The organism is Candidatus Poribacteria bacterium, from assembly GCA_021295755.1.
In the GTDB taxonomy this organism is placed as follows: Bacteria; Poribacteria; WGA-4E; order WGA-4E; family PCPOR2b; genus PCPOR2b.
Map to the genome: position 1 here is coordinate 1 of JAGWBT010000107.1, position 12,304 is coordinate 12,304.

Annotated in this window: 13 protein-coding genes; 2 read left to right on the forward strand and 11 right to left on the reverse strand. The window is 49.7% G+C overall.

Annotation, left to right across the window (positions count from 1 at the left end):
• Together J4G02_15515 and J4G02_15520 are read right to left on the reverse strand one after the other, a co-directional pair.
• On the reverse strand, positions 1-290 hold a 290-nt coding region (locus J4G02_15515), incomplete at its 3' end, for a hypothetical protein (GenBank protein MCE2395973.1).
• Positions 256-576 (reverse strand): hypothetical protein, encoded by a 321-nt coding sequence (locus J4G02_15520; GenBank protein ID MCE2395974.1) that lies wholly within the window; start codon positions 574-576, stop codon positions 256-258. The genes J4G02_15515 and J4G02_15520, both read right to left, overlap by 35 nt.
• A gap of 264 nt (positions 577-840) precedes the next feature.
• Here J4G02_15520 and J4G02_15525 point away from each other — a divergent pair, with 264 nt between their 5' ends.
• Positions 841-1,728, forward strand: coding sequence for a histone deacetylase (locus J4G02_15525; protein MCE2395975.1), 888 nt, complete (start codon positions 841-843; stop codon positions 1,726-1,728).
• Positions 1,729-1,761: 33 nt separating this feature from the next.
• Here J4G02_15525 and J4G02_15530 read toward each other — a convergent pair whose 3' ends face one another.
• The 9 genes from J4G02_15530 to J4G02_15570 all read right to left on the reverse strand — a co-directional run bounded on the left by J4G02_15530 (position 1,762) and on the right by J4G02_15570 (position 10,673).
• Positions 1,762-2,436 carry a cysteine hydrolase gene (locus J4G02_15530; protein MCE2395976.1) on the reverse strand — a complete coding sequence of 225 codons (675 nt, stop codon included), beginning with the start codon at positions 2,434-2,436 and terminating at the stop codon, positions 1,762-1,764.
• A 22-nt stretch (positions 2,437-2,458) separates the two neighbouring features.
• Positions 2,459-3,802: a hypothetical protein gene (locus J4G02_15535; GenBank protein MCE2395977.1), complete on the reverse strand. Its 1,344-nt coding sequence runs from the start codon at positions 3,800-3,802 to the stop codon at positions 2,459-2,461.
• Positions 3,803-3,900: 98 nt separating this feature from the next.
• Positions 3,901-4,050: a hypothetical protein gene (locus J4G02_15540; protein MCE2395978.1), complete on the reverse strand. Its 150-nt coding sequence runs from the start codon at positions 4,048-4,050 to the stop codon at positions 3,901-3,903.
• Between the two features lie 107 nt (positions 4,051-4,157).
• Positions 4,158-4,916, reverse strand: a complete 759-nt coding sequence (locus J4G02_15545; protein MCE2395979.1) for a GNAT family N-acetyltransferase — start codon at positions 4,914-4,916, stop codon at positions 4,158-4,160.
• 50 nt (positions 4,917-4,966) lie between these two features.
• Positions 4,967-6,220 carry an MFS transporter gene (locus J4G02_15550; GenBank protein ID MCE2395980.1) on the reverse strand — a complete coding sequence of 418 codons (1,254 nt, stop codon included), beginning with the start codon at positions 6,218-6,220 and terminating at the stop codon, positions 4,967-4,969.
• Between the two features lie 108 nt (positions 6,221-6,328).
• Complete coding sequence (ilvC, locus tag J4G02_15555; protein MCE2395981.1) at positions 6,329-7,321, reverse strand: ketol-acid reductoisomerase; 993 nt, start codon at positions 7,319-7,321, stop codon at positions 6,329-6,331.
• Between the two features lie 44 nt (positions 7,322-7,365).
• Complete coding sequence (gene ilvN, locus J4G02_15560) at positions 7,366-7,857, reverse strand: acetolactate synthase small subunit (protein MCE2395982.1); 492 nt, start codon at positions 7,855-7,857, stop codon at positions 7,366-7,368.
• Positions 7,857-9,533, reverse strand: coding sequence for a biosynthetic-type acetolactate synthase large subunit (gene ilvB, locus J4G02_15565; protein ID MCE2395983.1), 1,677 nt, complete (start codon positions 9,531-9,533; stop codon positions 7,857-7,859). Before ilvB ends, ilvN begins: the two co-directional genes overlap by 1 nt.
• Positions 9,534-10,058: 525 nt before the next feature.
• The gene (locus J4G02_15570; GenBank protein ID MCE2395984.1) at positions 10,059-10,673 is read right to left on the reverse strand and encodes a superoxide dismutase; all 615 of its coding nucleotides are present in this window, start codon (positions 10,671-10,673) and stop codon (positions 10,059-10,061) included.
• A gap of 181 nt (positions 10,674-10,854) precedes the next feature.
• On the opposite strand from J4G02_15570, the gene guaA reads away from it, so the two are divergent.
• The coding region (gene guaA, locus J4G02_15575; protein MCE2395985.1) for a glutamine-hydrolyzing GMP synthase at positions 10,855-12,304 on the forward strand (1,450 nt) is incomplete at its 3' end.

The following is a 12,304-nucleotide window of genomic DNA, read 5'->3' on the forward strand; positions in this document are numbered from 1 at the left end:
TGTGCATTACAACTGCCCGCTATTAACTTTGGGGCAATCAACTTATTATTCAGTTGCGCCACTATCAAAGTCATGGTGCGGTTTTTTTGGCTCGGTATCAATCCGTGGACACATTGTCCCCGTAGGGCATAGCCATAACTTCTAAAGGTTTCATCTGCAAAACCGGTCTCGTCGAGGTAAATCAGCGTTTTGCCTGATGCTTTTACCGTTGCGAGTTGCTCCTGATAGGCTTTACGTTTTTCTGGACATTGCTCCTTATATCCAATCGTTTTTTTTCCGCGTGTAGCCAAGTCTTTTGAGCCCATAGGCAACACAGGCCGGTGACACCCCAAAGTGTTGAGCGCGTTGTTTAAGGGTTTGGTCGGGGTGTAGCTTGACATGTTCAGATAATGCGACGGGGTCAAGCAGTCTCGGTTTTCGGGGACCCGGTTTTCCCGGCGTGAGTGGGTCTGAGGCATTGAGCCATCGGTAAATCGCAGTTCGACCGACTTTGAACCGTTTTGCCGCTTCTGTTTTACTGCCACCATTTTCTATGAATTGCAGGACGCGTGTGCGTAAATCTGATGAATATGCCATAATGGCAACAGGATAACATATTTCTAAAAAAATGTCCCTTTATTTCTTGGGTTTACTATAAATAAAATTTTGAAAGCAATTGGAATAGGATAGCAGAAGCGCAAGGAGGTGTCAAGTTCAGAAAACAGTTGCGGAATGTTTTGAAATAAACTACAATTTGAAATATTGAAGTGAATACCCACGCTTAACTTGGAAAGAACTATGACTTCTCAGAAAAAGACTGGTTTTGTATATCACGCTGATTATCTCAACCACGATACTGGAATGCAGAATCCCGAACGTCCGGCACGTCTACAGGCGAGCATCGAGGCGCTGCAAGCCTCTGATTTTTGGGAGGATTTGCACCAGATCGAAGCCACTTCTGTAACGATTGAACAGATCTGTTATGCGCACGCTCAAGAACATATTGATCGAGTCAAGCGGCACTGTGAAGATAGCATCCCTCTCGATTATGACACACCGACCTCGCCCGCATCTTATGACATTGCGCGTCTTTCCACCGGAGGGGTGTTGAGGATAGCAGATGCAGTCATGGCGGGCAGTGTGAGTAATGCCTTCGCCCTTGTCCGTCCGCCCGGACATCACGCAACTCCGAGCCGTTCAATGGGCTTCTGTCTGTTCAACAACGTTGCAATTGCGGCACGATACCTACAGCGTGAACATGGGGTGGGGGGTGTCGCAATTATTGACTGGGATGTCCATCACGGCAACGGGACACAGGATATCTTTTATGATGACCCCTCCGTCTTCTTTTTCTCCGCTCATCAGGTGCCTCTTTATCCCGGCACCGGTATGGCAAACGAGACCGGTACGGAGGGCGCTGTTGGCACAACTCTGAACATACCGATGCGTCCGGGTAGTGAACCCAGTGATTACATCGAAGCCTTCCAAAACACCCTTAAGCCGGCGCTCCTCGACTTTTCTCCCGATTTTCTAATAATCTCGGCTGGGTTTGACGCACACCGTTTGGATCCTCTAGCGGCGATCAATATGACCGCAGACGGTTTTGCGAGTCTGACCGATATCCTTTGCGAAATTGCGGCAGAAACTTGTGAGGGACGATTGATCTCAGCACTAGAGGGTGGCTATGACCTTAAAGGGCTGTCCGAATCGGTCGTTGCTCATGTTGGACGATTGATGGCACATGCGTGAGTCAGATTTTTGACGCTCCCATTGCATTGCGGCTCAAAGCGATTTACACGCTGTGACAAACTCCGATGAGGTCGAGGTATACCCAATAATATGTTCAAAATTACGCAACATGATCTTCCGCAGCCAGCCTCCCTCTGGTAAGCTTGGATCGATTGTATCGGGATACTCGGCGGAATGCGTGCAATCCCGCAGCATGACGACCCGATAATTATGCTCGACTGCGCCGGCGAGGGTTTGGTATAGACAGGCACGCTGGCTGAACCCAACCGCGACTAGATTCTTGATGTCGTAACACCGCAAATGGTAATCGACATGCGTTTCATAGAATCCCGACCACTCACGTTTGGGAAAGTCCGGCTCATGCGGCAACGGCTGAATCGACGGGGAATAGTTCGGTTTATAGGGTATCCTTGATGCAGGCGATTGTCTTGTTTCAGCAAGGGGATCACCCCAGCGTGTACCGTGGATCTCTCGTTTGATGCTGCCCGGTTCATCAACAAGGGAGAAGTCATTGTGAATAAAAACAACCCTCATGCCTGCCGTGCGTGCCGCAGCCAACGCCGGCGCAATCCCATCTTCCACATATCGATTTCCGGTGCCACAATCGCTATCCACAATCATGAAAGCGGTTCGATTCAATTCAAGTTCCAATTCGCCGTGTTGAGTTTCATTACTGTACCAACGCACAGGAAGCGTTAAGCTAGCCATAGTGAACCTCCTCTCCAATCAATCAGTAGCTCGATGGTTTCGGTGTTGCGGGGGGCCAATACCCGTCGGGATCTTCATCCCAAGGGTGTCCACATAGCCGAGAAATCACGCACCACTCCGCCGATGTGAGGTGTGCATGATTATGAAAAAGGAAACGCTTCAACCCCACTTCCTCCGAGGCTGTGAGGATACGATGCAGATCTCCGGCGGTCATTGGATCCCCGCCGTGCGGCATCCGCCCTGTGTCCACCCAAGGGACAACCTTCTCTGGTTCACTGACCGCGGCAAGAGCCCGTTCGGTTTCAGTCGTTACGATTTGATCGAAGAAGGCTTGGGGAAATCCCAAATCCATGTCCGATAGAGAGTTTACCTCTGGCAAATCTATACCCAGCCACGCTTTTACCACTGTAAAGCAATCCTGTTCGGTCAGGCGGGGATTCCATTCTTGAATCTGTCCTATCCAACGGGCGACGGTGCCGTACATTCCGTCGAAGCCGCGATGCCAGAAGTAGTGTTTGACGAGCAGCACATCTACGATCTTATCCCAAGCGTGGAAATCGAGCGCAGTCATTCCAGAAAATACGGCTGAACGGGGACCATTCCCCAATAACAACTTGCGCGGGGATTTGTCCAGTTCATGCCGAAATGCCTCCCCTGTTTTAATCCCATCCTCGCGTCGCCAGCGGAGCCAGTAAACCGCATCCTCATTGATATCGAAGAGGTTCATCTCCGACAGCACGCCGTAGGCACCGTAATAGCGGACTTCGGCGGGGGTAAGATTGCGAAAACGCTCATGGAGATGGTGCCTGCCGCGTTCAAGTCTGTCTGGATCATATCCTCTGATAGCGGCTTGGGCTTTGGTTGATTCGGGAATATCGGCAAATACGGCATTGCCGTGATGCCATTCCAGCTCATAAGCGGATTCAGTCCAGCCATCCATGATGCCGCCATCAACCTGTGGAAAGCTACCGAATGTTTCATCCCAGATTGCTGCCATGGCGATCGCGCCGTAGGGATCCTCCTCTAGTGGAAGTGGTTTCGCACCAGTTGCTCCACTACCGGGAGCAAAAATAAAAATCTCCCAACCGCGCGACTTGGCGTTATCGAGCATCGCATGAAGCAGTTTCTCTTTGGTGGAATCGGTTTCTGTGTTGCGAACATTTGGCTCTAGCCCGCGATTGCGATAGGCTTGCGGGTTGGAAGGAAAAGCGGGAATGGTAAACTGACCCTCTGCATCCGCAAAAAGTGTGCGCCCAAAAACAAAGCCTTTGATTCCGCCAGCTTCCCACGCATCAAAGATCCGTTCATAATCGTTCATCACCGGTTCGAGGGGTTGACCAATGCGTATCCACGCTTGCAGTGCCATGTTGTGAACTCCTCTTGAGTAGAGACGAAACACCGGTCCTTATAAAGAACTTAAAACGAACGGAGTTCCGTCTCATTGAAAAAGTTAAGTTGCCCGATTCAATTTTCATTTTTACTTTGGCTCGTGGCGTTCATGATATCCTCAATTTCCAGAGCAAGCAACCGTTTTTGTGCGCTTTCTGATACCTCCTCAAGGATGCCCTCCTCGGCGAGAAAATCATCAAAGTTACTACCACTATACGTGTTCATGTTGACCTCTCACTTTGCCATAAATTTCTTCAATTTTGCTCCAATTTTATCGAAATAATCCTTGATGATTTGCTAAATGTTTTCGCTAGTACCTCTATATTTTACCCTCACTCATAAGGCATGATATAGCGCCGTCGATGATAGGCGATGCGGAATCCCTGTCGTTGGTATATCCGCTCGGCGTTACTGCCTGTTGTCGTCTCCAGCGTTGTCCAACGGTTACCCATCGCTTGTGAATCTGCAACCGCTCGTGCGATCATAGCAGAAGCGATTCCTTTGCGGCGATGTTCCGGCAGCGTTGCGACATGATCGACGTAGCCCATACCGAATTGCGAGTAGACCAGCGTCGTGCCCGCCGGTGCACCGTCCACACGCGCTAGATAGCGGCGCACTTCGGGCACGACTAGTACGGAACGTCCGACCTCTCCCATCGTCTGGTCATGACCGAACCCACGGCACATGACATCCGCCCAAAGGTTATATTCGCTATCGGGTGAAACATCAATTTCCGCAACAGTTTCGGCGGGCGGCGGTGCAGTGGGTGGGTCATAAACCATTGCCGATGCCAACATACCCTCTGTGAAACCACGCCTCTCCAGTCGCTTATCAAGGTCAGCGGGGCGATCTAGCGGCGAAAGGGTGAACATGCAGTCGTATTTTTTCTCTTGAAACAGACGAAGTGCGTCGTCAATCAATCTATCTACTTGAGCATCGTCCACATTTACCTGTACAACGCGATGGAAGAAGTCCATCGCTGCGCGGTCATGGCTAAACCCCAGCGCGCCATTGAAGTCGTGATTGGCACACCACGAAGCGCGAAGGGCAACCCAGAGTTTTTCAAAGGTGGTCATCAGTTCGTCGGGCATAATTACACTCCTATGACATGATTACATCAGGGTGATTCTGTCTCTGCTAATTAAACAGAACGGCTAAATCGAGGCTCTACCAACCGGAAGGTCAGTAGGACGCTACAAAAGACTAAGACGGAACACGAGATAAACACCGATTCAAAAGAGAATCGATCAATCAACAGACCAACCACCGGCGACCCCAGCAACGGCACCGTCTGAAGAACACTCAGCAATCCCAAGTACTGCGGGTGTTTTTCCTGCGGAGAAATCTCAAGTGTGTAGTTTGTAAGGATACGACCCGATACGGGTGTAAATCCCAAACAGGCATACACAAGCCAGTACCAGTGTGCTCCCATCGGCAGACGGCTCAGACCAACCGCTAGTAGGGGAACACACGCAGCGACAAAGATTAGCACACGCATCACAATCCGATTGCCGTGCCGATCTGCGATATTCCCCATCACCAAGGCACCGAGTCCACTGACCGTGTTTTGCGCAATCAACAGCGTCACAAAATTTCTCGACACTAATCCTAACGTTCGTTTTCCAAAAACAGTATAGTGCGGAAAAATGGGCCAACCTGTATAGAACAACATCAGGACAATCGCGAATATACGAAAATTTCGGTCATATCGCAGCAGCATCAGCCCTGAACTAAGATATTTAAGAAAAGGCACGGTTTGCGTGGAATGGTCATCAGGAGGCTCACGGAAAAACAGACTGGAGCACGCGGCAAAGCCAAAGAACATCCCCGTCATCCCAAATATCCAAGCATAATTGGCAGTGTCGCCGCGAACCCAACGTGGCATCACAAGCCAGACGATAATGATTGCAAGCGTGCAGCCGATGAGACTGGCATAAGCCAATAGACGTCCTCGTCTTCTAGGGCGGATCAGTTTTCCCTGTAGTGTGCCGTGCGCTAGGACATTGCTGCCGTAGGTCAACCAGTGCAAGCCATACAGCGTCAGAAAAATCGCTACGATTGTGTTGTTTGACCAACTTCCAACTTCAAGGGTTAATGCCAATATTAGCCAAGGGAAGGTGATACCGAAGGCGGAAAGTATAAACACCATCCGTTTTCTTGGCATTTTCGCCACACGGTGTGCGATAAGAATCTGAGGTATACTTTGCCCAATTCGAGAGATGAGGGGCAGGAGTCCCCGGATAAACCCCGATAACGTGTAGACATCCAGAAACCCCGGCATCACCACCGATTCAGTCTTGAAAATCCAGCCGAGCCGCATAAAGATTTGGTTAGCCGCAAACACGACGAGATTGCGCTTCTCGTGCTGCTCGACCTCTTTCTCGATTGTGTCCATAAAGAAAAATGACCTTTGCAAGACCGAAACAAAAAATCGTCACTTCGGCAGTATGGTTGCAACCGGAGTGACGACTTTTATGAAAATATACTATTCTGAGTGTAACTTTTACTCCTCAAGCCAACTCATCATGCTCCGCAGATCTTTACCGACCTCTTCGATCTGTAGCTCTGACTCTCGGCGACGGAGGGCTTGTAGTACAGGTTGGTTCGCTTGATTTTCTAGTACCCATTCTCGTGCAAATTCCCCGTTCTGTACCTCTTTAAGAATTGTTCGCATACGCTCTCGGACCCCCTCATCAATAACACGAGGACCGCGGGTGAGATCGCCGAATTCTGCCGTGTTGCTGACATCATTGCGCATTTTGCTAAGTCCGCCTGTGTAGATCAGATCAACAATCAGCTTCAACTCATGCAAGCACTCAAAAAACGCCATTTCAGGTTGGTAACCAGCCTCGACGAGGGTATCGAAAGCAGCTTTGATCAGGGCGGTAGTCCCGCCACAAAGCACTGCTTGTTCGCCGAAGAGATCGGTTTCCGTCTCTTCACGGAAGGTTGTCTCAATGACACCAGCCCGCGTGCCGCCAATCCCCCTCGCATAAGCGAGTGCGAGGTCTCTGGCATGTCCCGTCACATCCTGTTGGATAGCAATAAGGCACGGCACACCGCCGCCTTCCTCAAAAACCTGTCGCACGAGTAGTCCTGGTCCCTTCGGTGCAATCATCGCCACGTCAATGTCATTGTCTGGAACGATCTGACCGAAATGGATGCTGAAACCGTGCGAAACCATCACCATGTTGCCTGCCTGTAGATTCGGCTCAATCTGATTTCGATATACTGCTCCATGTTGTTCATCCGGGATGAGAATCTGGACAATATCTGCTTCAGCAGCGGCTTCGTCGATACTTTTGACGGTCAATCCTTCTGATTCTGCTGCCGGTTGGGAACGGCTGCCGGGTCGCAGCCCGAGGACAACATTTGCGCCGCTGTCCTTGAGATTCAACGCCTGTGCGCGTCCTTGGCTACCATAGCCGATGACAGCAACAGTCCGTTCTTTGAGTAAATCAAAATCTGCATCACTATCGTAATAAATTGTTGCCATGAATACTCCTTATATGTGAAACGTGAAAACGCAATATCAGTGCCTCACTTTGCGATGCCACGCATGATAGCAATTTTACCGGTGCGGGCAAGTTCTTGAATACCGTAAGGACGGAGCAGATCAATCGCTGCTTTCAACTTCCCTTCGTCGCCAGTCACTTCGATGATTAAAGAGTCAGGACCGACATCAACCGTGTGGGCGCGGAAGATCTCCACAATTTGGAGGATTTCCCCGCGCCGCTGCGGCTCGGCGTAGACCTTAATCAGTACAATCTCCCGCTCGACGTGGTTTTCAACGGTGAGATCTGTCACCTTGATTACATCAATTAGTTTGTTCAGGTGCTTATAAATCTGCTCAATGATCTGCGCGTCCCCATGTGTAACAATTGTCATGTGTGAAACGTCGGGATCATCGGTTTCAGCGACATTGAGGCTGTCAATGTTAAACCCACGCCCACTGAACAACCCCGCAATTCGTGCGAGGACCCCAAATCGATTTTCGACAAGCACGGAAAATATGTGTCGTTGTTCAGTCATTATGCCAAACCTCGTATCACGTCGCCAAGTCCCGCACCCGCAGGAACCATTGGGAACACATTTTCCTCCTCATCAACGATAAAGTCAATGACAACAGGACCATCGTCGATGCCTTTTGCTTTCTCCAATGCCGGACGGACATCTTCAATTCGCTCCACACGGATTCCTGTTGCCCCAAATGCCTCCGCAAGCAGTGCGAAATCGGGGTTATCGTGATAGTCAACAGCGGCATAGCGTTTCTGGTGGAAGAGTTCCTGCCACTGCCGAACCATGCCGAGATACATATTGTTGATAATGAAGATCTTGAGCGGGAGCTTCATCGTTATGGCAGGGACAAGTTCTTGTATTGTCATGATGTAGGAACCGTCGCCATTGATGTTGACAACCGTTTTGTCAGGACAACCGAGTTGTGCGCCGATCGCTGCGGGCAAGCTGAACCCCATAGTGCCGAGTCCACCGGAATTTAACCATTGACGTGGTTCGGTGAATTTGAAATATTGTGCCGCCCACATCTGATGCTGTCCGACATCTCCAACGACTATCGCGTCTGAGTAAAGGTCGTAGATCTGCTCGATTACATACTGCGGCATAATGTTATCACCGTTTTGTTCATACTCAAAGGGATATTGCTCTTTCCACTCATTAATTTGGCGCATCCACGGTTCAATATCCACGCGATGTACCAGTTTGTTCATGTCCGCCAATACGCGCTTGGCATCACCCACAATCGGCACATCAATAGGAACATTCTTGCCAATACAGGAAGCATCAATGTCAATATGGATCTTCTTCGCGTTCGGTGCAAATTTCGTCAAGTCTCCCGTAACACGGTCATCGAATCGAGCACCGACTGCAATGACCAGATCGGAATCGGTAAACGCATAGTTAGCGCAGCAGGAACCGTGCATACCGGGCATCTCCATTGCCAGCGGATGGGTCTCAGGAAATGCACCCAAGCCCATCAGAGTTACGGTAATCGGAATGCCCGTTTTTATTGCTAGCTCACGCAGTTCTTCAGAGGCGTTGGAAAGCGTTACACCCCCGCCCGCGTAGAGTATTGGACGCTCGGCGTTGTGAATCAACTCAACCGCTTTTGCGATCTGGCGTGGGTGTCCCTCTACCTTCGGTTTGTAGCTGCGGATATTGATCTTCTCTGGATAGCGGAACAACGATTCGTGGATCTGCGCATCTTTAGCGAAATCAACGACGACGGGACCAGGGCGGCCTGTGCTAGCGATATGGAACGCTTCTGCTATGACATCGGCAACTTCATCACCACTTTTGATTAAGTAGCTGTGCTTGCAGACCGGGCGCGTCACGCCAATCACATCACACTCTTGGAATGCATCGTTTCCCATCAGATGGGTAAAAACCTGCCCCGTGATTGCTACCATCGGAATTGAATCCATATAGGCGGTTGCGATACCGGTCACTAGGTTTGTTGCACCGGGACCGGAAGTAGCAAGCGTAACGCCAACCTTACCTGTTGCTCGTGCGTAGCCATCAGCGGCATGTGACGCACCTTGTTCGTGTCGCATCATGATCAGCTTAACATCAGGATGATCGTAGAGGGCGTCAAAGATTGGCATCGCTGCGCCGCCGTTGACACCAAAAATATACTCCACGCCTTCCTGTTTGAGACTTTCAATCAGTATTTTTGCTCCTGATAGTTCCATAGTACTCTCCTTTTAAGTTTAATCAGGAAAACCTCATCACAATTTATGACGAATGAGTCCAATAAAAAAGCCCTCCCGTTCCAACCCTCCGTAGAAGTTACCCGATTGAAGATTTCAAGGGACAACTTTCTTTCGAGGACATACTTGGAGACGAGAAGGGCTTCCTCTAAAGTCCTTACCGTGGTACCACTCCGATTCCCTTTTGTCGATCAAATACTGTGTAAAAGGGCACTCATTGGTATGCGTAACGTGCATCAGATCGGCTAACCCTACTTGTTGCTTTGAATCCCGATTTATCGGGAGCGTTTTCAGGCTGGCAGCTCCAGGGCGACCTTCAGTCGGGGTAACTTGGGGACATCTCTCAGCCAGTGGATTTCCCGCTCTGTCAAGACCGTTCGACTTACTCCTCCCCTTCATCGCTTTTGCATATTCAATTTTGGACAGGATTGGTTATATATATTTAAAGATGTAGCGTGCCTTGAGTGAAGCATCTGAAGGCACGCTAGCTCACTTGCAATCGTCGCCTTAGCCTCTTGCAGCGGCGTAACGTCTGGCGACCTCTTCCCAATTGATAACGTTCGCCCAAGCTTCGATATAAGCGGGACGCAGGTTCTGATATTTTAGATAGTACGCGTGTTCCCAAACATCAAGACCTAGTATCGGTGTATGTCCCTGCATGATGGGACTATCTTGGTTAGCTGTCGAGTAGATTTGTATATTGCCGGTTTCATCAACAACAACCCATGCCCAACCGGATCCGAAACGGGTTGTCGCGGCGGTTGTAAATTCTTCCTTGGCAGCCTCAAGCGATCCACAAGCAGATTCAATTGCAGCCGCAACTTCCGGTGTGGGGGTACCACCACCGTTGGGACTCATTATGGTCCAGAAGAGTGAGTGATTGGCATGTCCACCGCCATTATTGATAACGGCTTGCCGTTTGTCTTCGGGCACTTGATCAATGTTGCGCAGCAAGTCTTCGACCGACAGCGCTGCCAGATCGTCGAGCCCTTCAAGCGCGGTATTAACATTGGTGATGTAAGCCTGATGGTGTTTTCCGTGATGAATCTGCATTGTTTGCTCGTCAATATGCGGTTCTAAAGCGTTGTGAGCATACGGCAGGTCGGGTAATGTGTATGCCATTAGAATTTTTGATAAGTTAATACCAACTAGCACATAAGTGCTAAACATATAGTCCTTAGATCGCTCTATTATAACACATAGAATAACTAAAGCCAAGCGATTTTTGCAAATGCTTAATTGACTGACCTGTTAATCTATGATAGAATAAATTTACGACTAATAGATAAGAAGGTTAGGTATAATGAAACGTGAAATCATAGTTGTTTTAGATTTCGGTTCGCAGTATACACAGCTGATCGCGCGGCGAGTCCGCGAACACAAGGTGTATTGTGAAATCCACCCCTACAACATTCCGCTAAATCAACTAGCAGCTATACAACCGAAAGGTATCATTTTATCTGGTGGTCCTGCAAGTGTTTATGCAACAGACGCACCCCTGCTCGATCCGAAGATTTTAACGCTCGGTGTGCCGATTCTTGGTATCTGTTACGGTATGCAGCTTATTGCACACCTCTCCGCCGGCGGCAAAGTGCACCCAGCCGTTGAACGCGAATTTGGTTCAGCAGAACTGACCGTAGATCTGCCAATTCCGTTGTTTGCAGATTTGCCAAAGACGGTAGATGTCTGGATGAGTCACGGCGACCGAATTGATGTTTTACCCGACGGATTTCACCCTGTCGCGCACACCCACAATTCTCCCATTGCAGTGATAGCGGATCTGGATCGGGACATCTATGGTCTGCAATTCCATCCGGAGGTTATCCACACACAAGACGATAACTTACTGCTCGCCAATTTTGTCTATGAAGTCTGTGAATGTAGCGATGAATGGACGATGCAGTCCTTCATCGCGGAGGCAACAGAGAAGATTCGTGCTGAAACAGATGGTGCTCGCGTGCTATGTGCTGTAAGTGGTGGTGTCGACTCGACGGTCCTTGCAACGCTACTTAAACGTGCCATCGGGGACGCACTTGCCTGCGTTTTCGTCAATAACGGCTTGTTGCGGAAAAATGAAGCGGATCAGGTGTTGTCAACTTTTCGGGAACTTGGCATTGATGTCTATTACGTTGATGCTGCCGAACGGTTTCTCGAATATCTTTCGGGCGTTGAAAGCCCGGAGCAGAAGCGCAAAATCATTGGCAATCAGTTCATCGAAGTTTTCAAAGAAGGGTTAACGCAAATTGGACAGATCGACTTCCTAGCACAAGGCACACTCTATCCCGATGTAATTGAGAGTGTGTCTGTCAAGGGACCATCGGCGACGATTAAGACACACCATAACGTCGGTGGACTTCCTGAAAATTTGCCGTTCAAACTGATTGAACCGCTTCGTGAACTGTTCAAAGATGAAGTGCGAGCGGTTGGATCAGAACTAGGTATCCCGAAATCGGTCCTAGGACGGCACCCGTTCCCCGGTCCCGGTTTAGCCGTCCGTATCTTAGGTCCAATCACGCAAGAACGTCTCGACATGCTGCGGGAAGCCGATGAAATCTTCATCGCAGAGTTACGAAAAGCGGGACTATATGACGAAATCTGGCAGGCGTTGACCGTGTTTCTGCCGGTTAAGAGTGTCGGCGTGATGGGCGATGAGAGAACCTACGAAAACGTTGTCGCGTTACGCGCAGTGACAAGTACGGACGGCATGACAGCGGACTGGGCGAAGATTCCTCACAACGTGTTAGGCGTCATTT